Raw genomic sequence first — 18,119 nt, 5'->3', positions numbered from 1 at the left:
TTGAACATTTACATTGTCATACCCGCACATAATGAAGAACTATTAATTGCCAAAACTTTAGACTCATTAGTTACTCAGACGATACTCCCTAAAAAAATAGTAGTAGTTAATGATAACTCTACAGATGATACCGAAGCTAGAGTCAAAGAATATATTGGTAGATACAATTATATTTCTTTGGTAAATACGAGTTCTTCTGAAGATCATATGCCGGGTAGCAAAGTTATCAACGCCTTCTATCAAGGATATAAAACACTAGATAATGCATATGATGTGATCTGTAAGTTTGATGCAGATCTTATTTTTCCGGAAAATTATCTGGAGACATTAATAAAACATTTTGAAAAAAATCAAAAAACTGGAATGGTCGGTGGTTTCTGCTATATCCAAAAGGATGATGATTGGATTCTGGAAAACTTAACAAACAAAGATCATATTCGAGGAGCATTAAAAGCGTATAGAAAATCTTGTTTTCAGGATATTGGAGGGCTCAAACCTGCAATGGGTTGGGATACAGTAGATGAACTATTATCACAATACCACAATTGGGAAATTAAAACGGATGAATCTCTAAAAGTAAAACACCTTAAACCAACAGGTAATACTTATAATCCAAAAGCAAAATACAAGCAAGGTGAGGCTTTTTATAAAATGCGATATGGTTTTAGTATTACACTAATTGCATCCATAAAACTAGCTTTATTAAAAAAGCGACCTCGACTAATAAATGATTACATCGCTGGTTTTTTTAAGGCTAAAAAAGAACGACAATCATTTCTGATCACAAAGTCTGAGGGTGAATTTGTTAGAAAATTACGTTGGGGAAAAATCCTCCAAAAGTTATTTAAATCCTAAAAAACACTTCTTTTCTACGTTCTACTTATTCCTTTTCATAGATTCAGGTATTATTAATTAAAAAACCTGAATATGTTACACAAAATTTTAAATTTAGAAGGAGCTAAAATTATTAAAAAGGAAGCTCAACAAAAGGTAAAAGGTGGATCTTATATAGATCCCAGAGGTGGAGGTCAATGTAGTTTGTCTATCTGTGCAATTTGGGATACTCTAATTTTCAAACCTAACTGTAATTGTGATACATAATTTAAATTCTATGACACATTAAAAGTTTCGATAGATCTAGATCTATCGAAACTTTTTTTTAGAATTACTCCTATGTTTCTATTCTTTTGGTTATTATAAAAAATAGACCTAAATTGCTCCACACACAACTTACAAGTATCTACTTTTAACGAAGCATTAAACTGTTTTTGAAGTTTAATGGGAATGTTTAATACAAATATTTCAAAATAAACAAATGAAAAAAAGTAGGCTCTATAGCTATCTACTAGCTATTTTATTAACTGTAAGTTCTTGCACCCAAACTAGTACTACAAAACAAACAGATGGAACCAACCTTGTTACTACCGTCCAAGAATTTAATAAAACTATATCCAAAGCTCAACCCGGAGACGAAATTACCCTAAGCAACGGCATCTGGAATGATGCTCAATTTGTTATTACTGCAAACGGTACAGTAGAAAAACCGATTGTAATTAAAGCGCAGGAAAAAGGAAAAGTTATTCTATCTGGCAATACTTCTCTAAAAATTGGAGGAAAACATTTGATCATAAAAGAGTTGGTTTTTAAGAATGGTTATACAGAAGAAGATGCTCTGATTATCTTTAAAACCGATGATGGAAAGTTAGCGGAAAATTGCAGACTTACCGAAATAGCGATTGATCATTTTAATCCGACTAATAGATTTGATAAATCCGAATGGATTCATCTTCACGGAAAAAACAATCGAGTAGATCACAATTATTTTGGAGGAAAACTAAATGCTGGTGTCACCTTGGTTGTTAGATTAAATAACAAAAATAGTTTAGAGAATCACCATAGGATTGATCATAATCATTTTGGATACCGACCCAACTTAGGATCTAATGGAGGGGAGACACTACGAGTTGGAGTTTCTACATATTCATTAAGTCCATCTAGAACATTGATTGAGAACAATTATTTTGAACAATGTGATGGCGAAGTAGAAATCGTTTCTCTTAAATCGAGTGACAATATTGTACGTAATAATATTTTCTATGAATCCGCAGGTGTATTAGCATTAAGACACGGAAATCGAAACTTAATAGAAAATAACTTCTTTATTGGAAATAACAAACCAGGCACAGGAGGAGTCCGAGTTATTAACGAAGGCCATACAATTAGAAATAATCATTTTCAGGAACTTAAAGGAAAACGTTTCTTTGGAGCACTACCAGTAATGAATGGAGTTCCTAATTCATTAATTAACAGATATCACAGAGCAGAAAACACAGATATAACTGGAAATAAATTTTTGAAATGTGATCATATTCAGTTTGGCGTTGGTGCTGATAACGAAAGAACTGATCCTCCACAAGATATTAGGTTTACCAACAATATTTTCTACCATCCAGAAAGAAAACAAGTCTTTGAAGCGATTTCTGATTATAGCACTTTTTCTTTTTCAGGAAATGAAGTAATATCTGCAGATTCAAAATTCGATCACAAAGGATTTAAACAAGTAGAAATTACATTCTCAAAAGATCCAGAGGATGGTTTACTAAAAAACCAAACCTATCAACCTAAACTTCCTTTTACTAAAAACGAAGTAGGGCCAAATTGGTATACACCGCAACAGAAATATTTTGAGATTACTAACAAAAACTCGAATGCGGCACAAGTATCTGGTAATGAAAATGACACATTATTCGACATGGTAAAAAGTGCATCATCGGGAGACACCATTCAATTAAAATCAGGAACCTATACTTTTACAAAACCTTTGATCATAGACAAAACTCTAACAATCAGAACCGATGAAAGTGATAGCCCCACGATTTTTACATATGATCAAAACGAATCGCAAAAACCATTAGTTATTATAGAAAATGGAGGAAGTCTCTCTATTAAAGGAGTCATCTTTGACGGTGCTTCTGAAAATGGCATTGCGCAATCTGCTATTGCAACCTCATCAAAACCGATGATAGAACACTATAAATTAAAAGTAATTTCTTGTGAGTTTAAGAATTTTAATGCGAGTCGTAAAACTGCTTTTAGAGCTTATAAAAACACCTATGCAGATACATTGATTTTCAAGAATTCTACTTTCCATAATATTTCTGGAAATGCTATCAGTTTAGACGGAGAAAACGAAAATAGAGGACGTTACAATGCAGAATATGTGAAAATTGATAACTGCCATTTTAGTAAAGTAATGGGTAATGCGATCTCGCTATTAAGAATGGGGAATGATGAAAGTACTACGGGACCATACTTAGAATTAAAAAACTCTACGTTCATAGATGTCAATAATAAAGATTTAGGGAGTGTCGTTCTACTTTGGGGAGTTCAGAAATTAGATATAGATAATTTATTATTCGTTAACTCCGGAAAAGGAGGAAGAGCCATAAAATATGAAGATCCAGGATGGGCCATTAGTACAATTGACCATATCAGCCTAATTAATTCTGGTCGAATAGAATCCTTTGGAAAACGTACGGGCACTAATATAGAAATTATAAAAACTGAAAAACCATTAAAATATCTTGCAAAACATAAAGGGTATAAAAGCGTAAATTAAAACAAAACCCTATCCCAATAACCTAATCAATCGTCAAATAACAGTTCTATTTCTGTTAAAAACCATTCAAAACCAGACAGACTTGTCTGGTTTTGGTTTTTTATATATATTTGCCATATGAAACATTCCAAGGTAAGAGATCATATTGTAGCAACTGCTTCTACTTTATTTTACAAAAAAGGTTATAACCTAACTGGAATTAATGAAATTATTAAAGAAGCTGGAATTGCTAAAGCAACTTTATACAATCATTTTCCTTCTAAAGAAGACATATGTATTGCGTACCTTCAATTTAAGAACAATACTTTTACTAAGGACATAAGAGAGTTTGTATATAAAGCTCCTTCAGGGAAGGGTAGAATATATGCGTTATTTGATTTTCTTACACTTTTCTTTGATCAAAAAGATTTTAATGGATGTTGGTGTTTAAATACGTACTCCGAAATGCCAAAAGAAAATGAAACGGTGCGTATTGAAATTCAACAACAGAAGAATGATTTTATTGGTTTTATCAAAAGTTTAGTTGTCGAAAATCGTAATCAAAACTCTGATCAAGCTAATGAAATGCTTGCTAAAAAAATTTATTTATTATATGAAGGAGCAATTTCAGAAAGCAAATTACATCAAAATACTTGGCCAATAGAAGCTTCATTATCTTTATGCAAGAAAATCATTGAATAAAAAAATTTACACTTACAAAGACAGACTTGTCTGTTCATTTTTTAATTATTTTAAATATATATATATTATGACACAATTTAAAAACAAAACAGCTCTAGTAATTGGTGGAACCAGCGGAATCGGTAAAGCTACCGTGGATTCCTTAATAGAAGGAGGAGCAATCGTACACGTAGTAGGTAGAAATATATCTAAAATTCCTGATGGAGATAATATCATTAAACATCAGGTAGATATTACCAACAAAAATAGTGTTGATCAACTTAACAAAACTATTGCGAACCTAGATAGCTTAGATTACCTGGTAAATGCATCCGGAATTTTTGGTCCAAAAGCATTTTTAGATCACACTATAGAAGACTACGATTCTTATCAAGATCTAAATAGAGGGTTCTTTTTCATTACACAAGCAGCCGCCAAAAAAATGAAAGAAAGTAATAGTGGATCTATTGTCAATGTAGGTTCTATGTGGGCAAAACAAGCTGTAAAAGCTACTCCTTCTTCTGCCTATTCTATGCAAAAAGCTGGATTGCATTCGTTAACACAGCATTTAGCGATGGAGTTAGCAGATCATGGGATTAGAGTAAATGCAGTATCTCCAGCAGTGGTAGAAACACCTGTGTATGATGGCGTTTTCGGAGGAGCCGAAGAGGCTAAAAAAGCGTTGGTTGGTTTTAATAATTTTCACCCAATAGGAAGAAATGGAACTGCACAAGATGTAGCCAATAGTATTACATTTTTATTATCAGATCAAGCTTCATGGGTAACTGGTGCTATTTGGGATACTGATGGTGGTGTAATTGCAGGAAGAAATTAATTAAAAAAACATCGGACTATGTATGATATGAGTCACCTAAAAAAATTAGGTACGCTTAGTAAAAATGCGCCTGAAGCCATGAAAGCTTTTCAAGCTTTTGATAGCATCGCATTACAAGAAGGAGTTATTCCTGTAAAATATAAAGAACTAATGGCCGTTGCTGTAGCATTAACGACACAGTGTCCTTATTGTATAGAAATTCATAAGAAAAACGCAATAAAAGCAGGCGCTACTAAAGAAGAACTAGCAGAAGTAACATTTGTATCTGCCGCGCTTCGTGCTGGAGCAGCTGTTGTGCACGGAACACATCTTATGAATGAATAAATTTATATTATAAAGTAAGACTCCTTCATTTAGGAGTTTTACTTTATATATTTATATACTATATGAAATCAGAAGTACTCATTATCGGCGCTGGATTAACCGGTTTATTACTCGCTTACAGATTAAAAAAAAATGGAATAACTGTAAAGGTTATTGATGCTAGAAATAGAATCGGAGGAAGAATATACACGCTACGGTCCAAAAACGAAACTCTAATCGAAATGGGAGCGACTTGGTTGAGTACCCAGCATCATAAACTATTTGCGCTATTAGAAGAATTAGAGATTCCTGTTTTTGAACAATTCATGGAAGGAATTGCACTTTTTGAACCATTATCCACTGCTCCACCACAACAAATACAATTACCAATTAATCAACAACCTAGTTATAGAATACAAAACGGAACGATTTCTCTAATTACTAAACTTGCCGAATCCCTTGATAAGGAAGAATTAATCCTAAATGAAAAAGTAACACATATTAATTATCTGAAGAATCGTTTTGAAGTTCATTCGAAATCTACAACACATTATGCAGATAAAGTAGTTTCTACCATTCCTCCTATGCTTTTAGTAAATTCTATACAATTCAATCCATTATTACCTAAAAACGTTATTGATATTGCCAATAAAACTCATACCTGGATGGGTGATTCTATTAAATTTGGCATCTCTTATAAACAAGCTTTTTGGAAAGAAAACAACTATTCTGGAACAGTTTTTAGTAATGTAGGACCAATAACAGAACTATACGACCACGCTAATGTAGAAAACACCCGTTTCGCATTAAAAGGTTTTCTGCAGAATGGCATATATATGCACACCAAAGATGAAAGGAGATTTAAGGTATTAAATCAACTTCAGAAATTATTTGGAGACCAAGCTTTGGAATATCTGGCATACGAAGAAATGGTTTGGAAACTAGAACCAAATACTTCTATTAGTTCAGAAAAATTTATATTTCCACATCAGAATAATGGGCATGATTGTTATCAAAACAGTTTTTATGATAACAGCTTTTTTATTGGTGGATCAGAAACCGCTACAAAACATGCAGGATATATGGAAGGTGCAATACAGAGCGCACAATTCATATATCAAAAACTTATTTAAACACTCTTATTTTAATACAAAAGGTAATACATCGCCTGTTGCACCATTAGGAAATGTTATTCCTAATAACGCAGAAATAGTTGCAGCAATATCAGGAATGGTTGTTTTATCTACAGTGCTTCCTTGCTTAATACCTTTACCCATAAACAATAAAGGAGCGTGTGTATCATAATTTAAACCACTTCCGTGTGTAGATCCTGTACGAGAATACATAATTGTCGCAGGGTTTAATACAAAAACAACATCTCCACTTCTTTTCTGATTATATCCTTTTTGGACTAAAGCAGCAATTCCTTCAGTATATGTACCCGTTAATAATTGTTCTCTGGTAAATACTTTATCAATTTGATCATATTGTAAGATATAATGCGCAATAGTTTTCTGTAAATCCTGAGCATTTATATTATTTTCATGTAGAACATCATATGCAAAAAAGACTTGATCATTATCTACTTTCTCTATCAACCCATCCACTTTAAATCTTTCTTTTACAAAATCAGTAACCTTGGTCCGCAAAGTATCCATTTTAAAATAACCAGATGGTATCTTTACTGTCTTCAAATATGAGGGCACATGAACAGCTCCATGATCCGCCGTTAAAAAAACCGTATAATTTCCTTTTCCAACTTTCGTGTCTAATGCATTAAAGAAACGTTCCAAATCTTTATCCAATCTCAAATATGTATCTTCAATTTCTTTAGAGTTTACTCCAAAATTATGCCCTACATAATCCGTACTAGAAAAACTCACTGTTAGAAAATCAGTTACCTCATCTTTACCTAAAGCCTCACCATCTATAGCTGCAATGGCAAAATCTGCGGTTAAACTATTACCGTAAGCAGATCCCTTAATAATATCATAACCTTCATTTTGATCCTTTAGATCAGCTAAGTCATAGGGAAATGTGGAAGTTTCTTTTCCTTTAAATCCTGCCTCAAAATTATTTTGGTCTGATCCACTTTCTACATACGAATCAATATCATATAAGGTATTCCATACTTTTAAATAGGATTCGGCCTTATCAGAGTCATTAAACTGTTGCACCCAATTTGGTAAATCGTTTCTATAATACGTACTGGTAATCCATTTTCCTTCATCTTTTCCTCTAAACCAATACGCCCCATTGGCTGTATGTCCTGCTGGTAAAATTGCTCCTCGGTCTTTTATTGCAATCCCAATAGTTTTCCCTTTTAATTGTGTATGCAATCGATTCTGGTCGGCAACGGTCGTAGTTTTCATACGATGCGGAGACATTCTCTCCAACTCACTATCCAAACCAACTGCTCTAACGGATGGATCACTAGCACAATACACTCCTTTTTTACTAAACTTATCATACCAATAATTCGAGATAATCCCGTGATTTTGTGGAGTTGTACCTGTAAATATTGATGCATGTCCCGGACCAGTATAGGTCGGAACATAGTTAAAATGATTGTTTTTACAATTAAATCCTTCTCTAATCATTCTCTTAAAACCACCTTCTCCAAAACGATTATAAAAGCGTGTTAGATAATCATATCGCATTTGATCTACCACCATCCCAACTACTAGTTTTGGTGTAACATTTATAGTTTTTTCTGTAGAAAATTCATTAGAATTTGGATCTGGTTGTACTTGTTGCGACTTACATTGTATAGAAAACAGTACTGCTCCAATAATTAGGAATACTTTCTTTATCATTACTTTTCAAAATTTAGATGGTCAAAATACCTCTTATGCAAATGTAAAACTTTAATAGAAGGTTACATGCTGTACCTAATTTTTTTTCTATTTTAGCCCTTCTAATGTAGCGCATATGTTTTATCTGGACGATATTGGTCGTTATTTTTTAATGTTAAAAAAAGTTTTCAGTCGTATGACTAAGGGCTCAGTGCTTAGAAACTTGATTTTCAAAGAAATAGAAGATCTTATCATTGGTTCATTAGGAATTACTGTATTTCTTGCTTTTTTTATTGGTGCTGTAATTGCAATACAAACTGCCTTAAACCTTACCAATCCACTAATTCCAAAACAATTAATTGGTTTTGCATCCAGACAGTCGATGATTTTAGAATTTGCACCTACATTTCTTTCGGTAATTATGGCTGGTAAAGTAGGTTCTTTTATAACATCTAGTATCGGAACCATGAGAGTTACAGAGCAAATAGATGCACTAGAAGTAATGGGAATTAACTCACTAAACTATTTAGTTTTTCCAAAAATCATTGCTATGCTTATGTATCCTTTTATCATTGCAATTGCAATGTTTGTCGGTGTATTTGGAGCTTATATAGCAGGTGTTTATGGAGGGTTTGTTTCTGGTTCTGAGTTTTTAACCGGGCTGCGTGAGGAGTTCATCCCATATCACTTAGTCTATGCATTTATTAAGACTTTTATTTTCGCCTTTCTGTTAGCAACTATTCCGTCTTTTCACGGATATTATATGACAGGTGGAGCATTGGGAGTTGGTAAAGCGAGTACTTCTGCGTTTGTTTGGACAACAGTGGTTATTGTAACTTCTAATTATATACTAACTCAATTATTGTTAAGCTAATGATAGAAGTAAAGGATATTCATAAAAGTTTTAATGGGGAACAGATTCTTAAAGGAATTACTACAACTTTCGAACGTGGTAAAACCAATCTAATTATTGGAACCAGTGGTAGTGGTAAAACTGTTTTCCTAAAGTGCATGCTTGGCTTGTTTACACCAGAAGAAGGTTCTATTTGTTATGATGGAGCAACTTATTCTGATCTTTCTACAGAAGAACAAAGAAATCTTAGAGAGCAAATGGGGATGGTATTCCAAGGAAGCGCATTATTTGACTCTATGACAGTAGAAGAAAATGTAATGTTTCCGTTGATGATGTTTACCAAACAAAAAAAAGAAGAAATGCGCGAACGAGTAAATGAAGTATTAGCTCGTGTAAATCTAGAAAACGCAAACAATAAACTTCCATCAGAAATAAGTGGTGGTATGCAAAAACGAGTAGCGATTGCCAGGGCAATTGTAACTAGACCCAAATATCTATTTTGTGATGAACCTAACTCTGGATTAGATCCAAGAACCGCAATTGTTATTGATAATCTTATCAAAGAGATTACCGAAGAGAACGATATCACTACCATTATCAATACCCATGATATGAACTCTGTAATGGAAATTGGAGAAAAGATTGTTTTCTTAAAATATGGTAATCTAGAGTGGGAAGGTGATAAATCTCAAATTTTTAAAACCGACAATGAAGCAGTTACAGAATTCGTATACTCTTCTAACTTATTTAAAAAAGTAAGAGATGCTCAGTTAAAAGGACTCTAGACAATTTTGACTTTAAAACTCTTAATTCCTTAGTAATTTATTTTTAATAGAAGAGTTAGACTTCTTGCTAGCTAACTTTTGTAAAATCTATCCAACATTTTTAAGAATTAGTTAAGATTTTGATTATTAAAACTTTAACAACAATTATGGCATTGCCGTAAATAGATTTTCCCGAGTTTATTTACCTTTAACTTCATAAATCTTAAAACCTTATTACACCATGTTAAAGAATGTTTCAAAATTCGGAATTAAACTAAGTAAAAATCAGCAAAAAGAAATCAATGGAGGAGGATTACGTCCATCCAGATGTTGTAATCCAGCACTTTCTTGTTGTGTACCTAATCCAAATTACAATGGTTCTAATTGTCAATTCCTTCCAGGGAATCCAAACTCTTTTCCGGTTCCTTTTTGCATCTAATATGTAAACTTATTTGAAACTGCTGATAAATTAAAATAGATCAGCAGTTTTCTTTTTAAGTAATGATCCGTTTATTTCTGAATGCTCTACTATCTATATATTTTTTAGCTTATACATATAGATATTTGAAATGATAAGTAATCCTATAAAGAAAACATTGATCAAGGATATAAAAATTGAATCTTTATGTGCAATATGCGCTATAATAGCGGTTACAAAAAACAATCCAACTCCTGCATACCCCCACTCTTTTACCTGAATTGGTACTTGAGGTATCAACAAAATAAAGATGGCAACTATCTTTAGAACTCCCAATTGAATCCTAAAAAAATCAGGAAACCCTAAAGACTTTACACCTTCAATAGCTGCTTTGCTAAAAAAATAGCTATAGGAGCTCCATAATAACATCAGGGAAATCAAGGCGGTTGATGTCCAGTAGATTATTTTCATAAACTAGTTTCTATTTTATTGGTTCCGTATTCTTAATATAAATTATTATCAGATCAAAGATACACCCAAACCTTATAGTACATTTTTCTTTATTAACTATAAATTTCAGATTATAGCCAGAGTAATAATCTTCTATTTTACTATTAAAATATTTTCCGGAATTACATTTTTCATCTTAGCAAAAGCTAAACTTAAATCATCATTTTTTATATCATCTAACAACCATTTACCTTCGACATATTCCATTACCCATATATGACTTTCATCCTGAAAACCCATTCTCCCTTCTACAATTCTTCGAGTTTCTTTATCTATCAAATAATCTTCAATACTACCAGAGATGCTAATCACGATTTTTGACCCATCGTAATTCTCATTATTTGTTAATTCCAGATATAATGGTCTGATTTTATTTATCTTCTGAAGATTGCAGATATTTTTTAAGTTATTAGACTTCCATTTATCAAGGTGCACTGATTGTTGATTTTGCCAATACCAATGGTTTACATATTCTTTAACTTCGCTCATATCTTCGTCGTTCCAAGCTGAGTAGACACGTGTAATAATATTTGAAAAGTTCTTTTCAAGATTTAACCAAGAAAAATCCTTATTCTTTAAACCTATCTGTCCTAACTGCTTTTTTGTTTTTTTCACTTTAAAAAACTCTACAGATTTTATATAAATAATAAACGGTAGCAAAATAACAAATAGTAATAGCATCAAGATTTTACCCCACCAAGTCTTAAATAAACCTTTTGCTATCACCCCACCTGGTCCAGCATATATAGGGTCTATAAAAAACAATAAACCTATAAAAACTAATAATACTATAAATTTCGAATTTTTCATTATTCCATTCTGTTTAGTTACTATATGTATGTGCAGTAATAACTAAAAATGTTATCCTAAAAATCAAAAAAAATTATTTCACCAATAACGTATCAGCCTTCAGCTCACCAGTAATCCACTCTCGGAGATCTTTATTTCTAACATCGTTTAAGCTATCTGATACTTGGAATTTCCATTGTGGGAAGATAACTTTTACGGTATCTACTTTTAGAAAATTAGATTGTAGTACTTCTCCGTATCCAAGCTCAGATAAATCCGGGAACCGGATTTTTGCGTCTTTGGCAATATTATTATAGGGCAATACTTCTACAGGAATTACTTTCTGCGCTTCGGCTAATTGAGTTTCCATTAAAGCCAATCGTATCTTTAGATCCTCTACTTTATCCAATAATGCCTCATTCTCAGTTTCTAAACGATTCAGCTCTACAATATATCTATCGTTCGCTTTTGAAATTTGCTCGATCCCTCTTGCCTTATTACCGCTAATTTTTAATGTAAAATCCCTAATGCTTTCGTAATTCTTAAGCTCATTTTGTAAATCGCTCACAGTTGCTTCAGCGATTTCACCATCAAAATACAATTTGATAGACTTATCATCATACTCATAAAATTGTTTACGCAGATATAAATTAGGGTTTGCGTCAATTTCATTAGCCAAAAAACTTTTATAATCCCTATCTGCGTTACTCATACTTAAAGTATTATAAAAGGTCCAAATTGCTGGAATAACTGCTATAATTGCCAAGGCAGAAGCTAATCTCGCAACACGCTTTCTCTTAGCGGAATTTGCATAACGAAGCATTGGAAAACGTAGTAACTTGGCTACAATAAAAGTAGATAACGCTATAAAAATAGCATTGATACTAAAAAGGTATATCGCACCTATTGCATATTCCGGGTTTAATTCTGCTATACCATATCCAACCGTACATAAAGGAGGCATTAAAGCTGTAGCAATTGCAACTCCTGCTATAGCATTGGGCATCGTTCCTTTTTTTGATTTCGCAATAATCAGGGCTAAACCACCCGAAATTGCCACAAAAACATCCAGAATCGTCGGAGCCGTTCTGGATTCTAATTCTGGTGTAAGCTCTGTTAAAGGTGAAACTGCAAAATATAACGTGGCAGTTAAAACACTGAGACCAACCATCACTCCTAAATTAACCAAAGACCGCTTAAGTGTATCAATATCATTAATTGCAATAGATAGGCCGACACCTACAATCGGTCCCATTAATGGAGAAATTAACATCGCACCGATCACAACTGCTGTAGAGCTGACATTTAGTCCAATAGACGCTACAAATACAGAAAATATAAGAATCCAAGCAGTATGGCCTTTAAATGGAATATCATTTTTGACATCTTCTATCGTCTGATCTCTATCCGTATCTGATCGTATATCTAACAAGCCGGAAAGAAACAGTTTAACACTTTCAAAAAGGCCTTTAGCATCTCTTTTTACAGATTCCTTAATTTCTTCATGTTCTGAATTAACAGGCTGTTTTGTATTTTCTTCCATTCGTATTATCCGTATTTTTCTCCGTAGGCGTCTTTTACTTTTTTAAGTACTTGTTTTATATCCTGTTCTTTCTTTTTGGGGTAAATTAACAAGACTTCTTCTTTATCCACAATAATATAATCTTCTAGACCATCTACAACAACAATTTTATCTGTAGCGGTTCTAATCATATTACCTGATGCATCTTCTGCTAAAACTCTGGCATTCACCACCGCATTATTAGCATCAGTTTTATCAAGTTTATCATATAATGACCCCCAAGTACCAAGATCATTCCAATCAAAAGTAGCTGGAAGTACATAAACATTTTCTGCTTTCTCTAAAATAGCATAATCTATAGATATATTTTCTGCTAGCGGATAATTTTTAGCAATAAAATCGTTCTCCTGCTCTGTATTATAGATAAGTGACCCTTTTTCGAATAGGGCAGTCATCTCTTTTTGGAACTTAGCGAAGGCTTCAACAATACTTTTTACACTCCAAATGAAGATTCCCGCATTCCAGAGATAGTTCCCTTGATTTAGAAACTCCTTTGCAGTTTCATAATCTGGTTTTTCTGTGAACTGAGCTACTTTTTTTATAGCATTAGTTTCTTTATTGTATTGTATATATCCATAACCTGTATTTGGAAACGCAGGTTGGATACCCAAAGTCATTAAGATATCTTTTTCTGAACAAGCATCAAAGCTTTGTTTTAAATTCCCTACAAATGCTTCTTCATCTTCAATCCAATGATCACTTGGTGCCACAACCATAACTGCATCAGAATTTTCTTTTTGAATTTTCAGTGCAGCATACAAGATGCAAGGAGCTGTATTCCGCATCGCTGGTTCTGTAACCACTTGTCGCTGTTCTGCCTCTGGCAGTTGTTCTAACACCAAATCGTTATATCGCTCATTGGTCAGAATAAATATATTCTCGGTTGGGATAATTTTTGCCAACCTATTAAAGGTACGTTGTATCAATGTTTCTCCGGTTCCTAACATATCGTGGAACTGTTTCGGAAACTCAGTTGTACTTACAGGCCAAAATCGGGATCCTACTCCTCCAGCCATCAAAATGGCGTAATAATTTTTGTTCATAATTAATTTAGTAATTCGACTTCAGCATTGGGGTTAAACAGATACACTCTGCCTGTGCTAATTTCGACACATTCATAACGCTTTACGCGCTTGTTTCCTTTTTGGAAAATCTTTCCGTTATACAACCTAAACTTGCTTCCCAAAGGCACCTCAAAGATATAATTTTTATCATTCTCCGGGTCATATTGTTTTAGCGCTAATGATAGCTTCGTATCTGTATCGCTACTTGCTCTTGGATTCTTAAAATGATTGGCAATCACAGGTAATAATCTAGACGGAAAAACATCTGGATTGATGTACGGTAACATCAATTGCTGAAACGTTCTTTTCCACTCTATTCCGTGGGGTTTGATATAGCGTCCATATTTTTCGAAAGCTACAAGATGAGCAATTTCATGAATTAATGTTATCAAAAAACGATAGGTATTCAAAGATGCATTAACTGTGATCTGGTGTCTACCATCCGGCATTTTACGATAATCCCCATGGCGAGTAACACGCTCATTAACAATTTTTAGATGAACATTACATTTCACTATCAAATCAAATGCTGGTTCTAAAGCACGCTCCGGGATGTATCTTGCCAGGATTTCCTTCATTACCGCAAAATACAAAAATAAGCGCATCGGTTCGATGCGCTTATAAAAGATTTATTATCGGAAATAATTAGTGTGTTCCTTCATTACTATTCATTAATCGTATAAACTCTGCTCGATACCCTTGTTCATCAATCCCTTTGTTATTTTTTGCCAACGTGATAATATCTTCGATGTCGTGATTTTGTATATATTTTGAGTTTCGTAACTTCATCCCATACCAAGCTACAGAAGCAGCGAATCGAAAGTCTGTTGAGACTTGTTTTTCGGCATCCATTTTATGTATATAAACCATCTCAATACTTTGGTCTTCTTTTGGCTTTTTATACCTGAATTTTACCGTAAGCAACTCGTTTCCATATTCAGCTCTCTCAACTTTTTTATTTTTTTTAGCGTATTTTAAATCTGAAACCTCCTTAAGGTATTTACTCTTCACTCCGGTTGGTATCACTTCATACAATGCAGTAACTGTATGTCCACTGCCAAGTTCTCCTGCATCTTTAGTATCGTCTATAAAATCTTCATCATTAAGCAGTCGGTTTTCATAACCAATCAAACGATATGCCTGTACTTTGGCTGGATTAAATTCTACCTGGATTTTTACATCTTTTGCAATGGTATATAATGTTCCTCCAAACTCTGTTCCTAATACTCTCTGCGCTTCTTGCATATTGTCGATATAAGCATGATTACCATTACCAGTATCTGCTAACGTTTCTAGTTTGCTATCTTTATAATTACCCATTCCAAAACCTAAACAGGTTAAGAATACTCCTGAAGCTCTTTTTTCTTCAATTAATTTTTTCATACCGGTATCACTACTAACTCCTACATTAAAATCACCATCAGTCGCCAGAATCACTCTGTTATTTCCGTTTTTGATGAAATGTTCTTCAGCAATTTTATACGCTAGCTCAATACCTTCTCCTCCGGCCGTGGATCCTCCAGCTTGTAGATTATCCAATGCTTCTAGTATCTTTTCTTTGTTTTTCCCACTTGTTGGTTTGAGTACCACTCCAGCGGCACCTGCATACACCACAATAGACACCTTGTCTTCTGTCCTTAACTGCGCCACCAACAGTTTGAAAGCCTTTTTTAGTAGTGGCAATTTGTTGGTGTCATTCATAGATCCTGAAACATCTATTAAAAATACCAGATTGGATGCTGGAAAACTTTCTGCAGGTATTTCTTTACCTTTTATACCTATTTTAACCAATTGTGTTTCCTCATTCCAAGGAGTAGATCCAGATTCTGTATGAATTGCAAAGGGATGCTTATCTAATGGTTGCTTATAATCATATTTAAAATAGTTGATCATTTCTTCTATCTTAACCGCATCTTCTGGAATCTCTTGACCGTTATTAATCATTCTACGAATATTACTATACGAAGCTTTATCTACATCTATAGAAAAAGTAGACAACGGTGCCAAACTCACTCTTTTAAAAGCGTTCTCTATAATTTCTTTATATGCTTCATCATTTTCATCAATGTCGTTGGGAATTTCAAAATCTTGTTTAAAATCCGTTCTATCATCTAAAACAATACTTTCGTGAACGGTGTACTTTCTGTTAGCATATTGATTGCAAGAGCTTATTCCTAAAAAGAATAATCCAAGCAGTATAAATCCGATTTTTTTAATAGTCTTTGTTTTCATATTTATTGTTTTTACCTTGTTAAACTGAAAACAAACATAGTATCATAAAAACCTGTACTCTTGTATAGCCTTTGTAAAACTATTGTAAACCATTTTACAAAATATATTCACCTAATAATCAAATCAATACAATCATAAATCCTGAAGAACACATAGCATTTTCTCTTCTTAAAAAAGCCGTTACTAAACAGTTTTTAAAGGAGAATACTGCCTCGAGCAATGACATAACTCAGTGGAAGGGTCAGGATATTATATTGTTTCAAGAAGATTTACGAAAACAAGTAAAAGGCAGTATTAGTGAAAAATCTTTCTACAGCTATTTTAAAAATAGTAGTGAAAAACTACCTCGCGTAGACATTCTTAATATGTTATCAGAATACAGCGGTGCTAAAAATTGGGCAGATTTTAAAGCAGTGAATTCTCAAAAGAAAATTCAGAAGAAAAATCGTGTATTTTCTAAATTAATTGCTTTTTTATTAATTGGAATTGTATTTCTCACCTCTGCATATTTTTTAATTCCAAAAGCGCATACCTTTAGCTTTTGTTTTATTGATCAGGACAGAAATCTACCTATTACTAAAACTCCCATTGATGTTATAGTCCTAAATGATAAGCAATCTCCCTTTTATGTAAAAAGTGATAGTTTAGGATGTTTTAAATGGAGGACAAAAGATGACTATATTCATTTTGTAATCAAATCTCCATATCATAAAACCGATACTATTTTTAGAACTGTTTCATCCATTGCTAATGAAAACATCCAGGTTAGTACAGATGATTATGCTTTAATGTTACATTATTATGCAAATGGTAAACTTGAAGATTGGAAAAACAGAAAAAATGAATTATCTAGAATGATTGCAGATGATGCAACTATTTTTCAGGTACTACCATCGGGATTAGGTATCGAAATATATTCTAAAAGTGAGTTCATCAATAAGCTCACTACGCCTATTAAGAGTTTAAAAAATATTGAAATTATAGAATCCAAAAGATTCAAGGGACAAATTGTTAAACTAAAATTCAGAGTGAAATCATGAAACAATTTGCGTATCTCATCGTAGTATTACTGATTATAGGTTGTGCAAACAACTCATATAAAATGATGGAAGTCGAAAGCGTAGCTGTCGAGGATATTTCTACGGAAGAAGAGATACCCTTTGCTTCGCTAGAAGATGCTTACTCTGTTTTGATTACTGAAAAGTTACAAGATCATCTAGACAAACAAATACTTGTAAAACAGCACCCGGAATTTAAAGACAAAGAAGAGGATATAAAATTATTCAGTTCAAAAGATGTAAAAGAAATACAGCAAATTAAATTTATTGGACAAGCTAAAGTACTCTCTGACTCGATTACTAAAATAATCACTCAAGTTCATTTTGGTAATACCGAAACGGACACAATTGTTTCTTATATAAAAACCTCTACCACCTTGATCGATGGAGTTAAATTTAAAACATCAAAAGCTACTTTTGAAAGGATGAAATCACCAACAAAAATCGATTAAATTATATTTTTTAACACAATTTTTACGGTTTTTCCGTCTTACAATGATTCTAAAACCATTGTATTTTAGGTTTTTCGACGAAAAAAAATTGGCATTTGTCGAGTATTTTGCGTTTTTAACTTGTTGTTAATCAATTATTAATATTTTTGACTTCCTATTTTTAACATTTCGTAAAGAAAAACTTA

Annotated in this window: 19 protein-coding genes; 12 read left to right on the top strand and 7 right to left on the bottom strand. The window is 33.0% G+C overall.

All coding sequences use genetic code 11. The features are described 5' to 3' along the window. From Q0829_RS11745 to Q0829_RS11715, 7 genes are all read left to right on the top strand, one after another. Positions 1-855: a glycosyltransferase family 2 protein gene (locus Q0829_RS11745; protein ID WP_298542922.1), complete on the top strand. Its 855-nt coding sequence runs from the start codon at positions 1-3 to the stop codon at positions 853-855. 72 nt (positions 856-927) lie between these two features. Beyond that, on the top strand, positions 928-1,101 hold the full coding sequence (locus tag Q0829_RS11740) for a hypothetical protein (RefSeq protein ID WP_298542921.1): 174 nt from the start codon (positions 928-930) through the stop codon (positions 1,099-1,101). Positions 1,102-1,315: 214 nt separating this feature from the next. Further along, positions 1,316-3,619 (top strand): chondroitinase-B domain-containing protein, encoded by a 2,304-nt coding sequence (locus Q0829_RS11735; RefSeq protein ID WP_298542919.1) that lies wholly within the window; start codon positions 1,316-1,318, stop codon positions 3,617-3,619. 117 nt (positions 3,620-3,736) lie between these two features. Beyond that, complete coding sequence (locus Q0829_RS11730; RefSeq protein ID WP_298542917.1) at positions 3,737-4,300, top strand: TetR/AcrR family transcriptional regulator; 564 nt, start codon at positions 3,737-3,739, stop codon at positions 4,298-4,300. 67 nt (positions 4,301-4,367) lie between these two features. Then, a complete protein-coding gene (locus tag Q0829_RS11725; RefSeq protein ID WP_298542915.1) occupies positions 4,368-5,114 on the top strand; it encodes an SDR family oxidoreductase in 747 nt (248 codons plus the stop codon). Between the two features lie 27 nt (positions 5,115-5,141). Next, entirely contained in the window at positions 5,142-5,438 is a 297-nt protein-coding gene (locus Q0829_RS11720; RefSeq protein ID WP_298542914.1) for a carboxymuconolactone decarboxylase family protein, read from the top strand. Between the two features lie 62 nt (positions 5,439-5,500). Then, complete coding sequence (locus tag Q0829_RS11715) at positions 5,501-6,550, top strand: NAD(P)/FAD-dependent oxidoreductase (RefSeq protein WP_298542912.1); 1,050 nt, start codon at positions 5,501-5,503, stop codon at positions 6,548-6,550. A gap of 6 nt (positions 6,551-6,556) precedes the next feature. Here Q0829_RS11715 and pafA read toward each other — a convergent pair whose 3' ends face one another. Further along, the gene (pafA, locus tag Q0829_RS11710; RefSeq protein ID WP_298542909.1) at positions 6,557-8,233 is read right to left on the bottom strand and encodes an alkaline phosphatase PafA; all 1,677 of its coding nucleotides are present in this window, start codon (positions 8,231-8,233) and stop codon (positions 6,557-6,559) included. A 115-nt stretch (positions 8,234-8,348) separates the two neighbouring features. Between pafA and Q0829_RS11705 the strand changes: the two genes are divergently transcribed. From Q0829_RS11705 to Q0829_RS11695, 3 genes are all read left to right on the top strand, one after another. Beyond that, positions 8,349-9,086, top strand: coding sequence for an ABC transporter permease (locus Q0829_RS11705; protein ID WP_298542905.1), 738 nt, complete (start codon positions 8,349-8,351; stop codon positions 9,084-9,086). Beyond that, positions 9,086-9,850 (top strand): ATP-binding cassette domain-containing protein, encoded by a 765-nt coding sequence (locus tag Q0829_RS11700; RefSeq protein ID WP_298542903.1) that lies wholly within the window; start codon positions 9,086-9,088, stop codon positions 9,848-9,850. Before Q0829_RS11705 ends, Q0829_RS11700 begins: the two co-directional genes overlap by 1 nt. A gap of 220 nt (positions 9,851-10,070) precedes the next feature. After that, positions 10,071-10,268 (top strand): hypothetical protein, encoded by a 198-nt coding sequence (locus tag Q0829_RS11695; protein ID WP_298542901.1) that lies wholly within the window; start codon positions 10,071-10,073, stop codon positions 10,266-10,268. A gap of 93 nt (positions 10,269-10,361) precedes the next feature. On the opposite strand, the gene Q0829_RS11690 is transcribed toward Q0829_RS11695, so the two are convergent. The 6 genes from Q0829_RS11690 to Q0829_RS11665 form a co-directional block, all read right to left on the bottom strand. Next, the gene (locus Q0829_RS11690; RefSeq protein ID WP_298542899.1) at positions 10,362-10,718 is read right to left on the bottom strand and encodes a DoxX family protein; all 357 of its coding nucleotides are present in this window, start codon (positions 10,716-10,718) and stop codon (positions 10,362-10,364) included. A 132-nt stretch (positions 10,719-10,850) separates the two neighbouring features. Beyond that, positions 10,851-11,567: a hypothetical protein gene (locus Q0829_RS11685; RefSeq protein WP_298542897.1), complete on the bottom strand. Its 717-nt coding sequence runs from the start codon at positions 11,565-11,567 to the stop codon at positions 10,851-10,853. 73 nt (positions 11,568-11,640) lie between these two features. Next, entirely contained in the window at positions 11,641-13,089 is a 1,449-nt protein-coding gene (locus Q0829_RS11680; RefSeq protein ID WP_298542896.1) for a DUF389 domain-containing protein, read from the bottom strand. 5 nt (positions 13,090-13,094) lie between these two features. Next, positions 13,095-14,171 carry a mannose-1-phosphate guanylyltransferase gene (locus Q0829_RS11675; RefSeq protein ID WP_298542894.1) on the bottom strand — a complete coding sequence of 359 codons (1,077 nt, stop codon included), beginning with the start codon at positions 14,169-14,171 and terminating at the stop codon, positions 13,095-13,097. A gap of 2 nt (positions 14,172-14,173) precedes the next feature. Then, complete coding sequence (locus tag Q0829_RS11670; protein WP_298544377.1) at positions 14,174-14,770, bottom strand: SprT-like domain-containing protein; 597 nt, start codon at positions 14,768-14,770, stop codon at positions 14,174-14,176. Between the two features lie 67 nt (positions 14,771-14,837). Further along, positions 14,838-16,424, bottom strand: a complete 1,587-nt coding sequence (locus Q0829_RS11665; protein WP_298542892.1) for a VWA domain-containing protein — start codon at positions 16,422-16,424, stop codon at positions 14,838-14,840. Positions 16,425-16,789: 365 nt separating this feature from the next. Between Q0829_RS11665 and Q0829_RS11660 the strand changes: the two genes are divergently transcribed. Both Q0829_RS11660 and Q0829_RS11655 read left to right on the top strand, forming a co-directional pair. Then, a complete protein-coding gene (locus Q0829_RS11660) occupies positions 16,790-17,464 on the top strand; it encodes a hypothetical protein (protein ID WP_298542889.1) in 675 nt (224 codons plus the stop codon). Beyond that, a complete protein-coding gene (locus Q0829_RS11655; RefSeq protein ID WP_298542887.1) occupies positions 17,461-17,934 on the top strand; it encodes a hypothetical protein in 474 nt (157 codons plus the stop codon). The genes Q0829_RS11660 and Q0829_RS11655 overlap by 4 nt, the downstream gene beginning before the upstream one ends. The last annotated feature ends 185 nt before the right edge of the window (positions 17,935-18,119 follow it).

The organism is uncultured Aquimarina sp., assembly GCF_947492405.1.
Lineage (GTDB): Bacteria > Bacteroidota > Bacteroidia > Flavobacteriales > Flavobacteriaceae > Aquimarina.
This window is presented reverse-complemented; position numbering and strand designations above follow the sequence as displayed.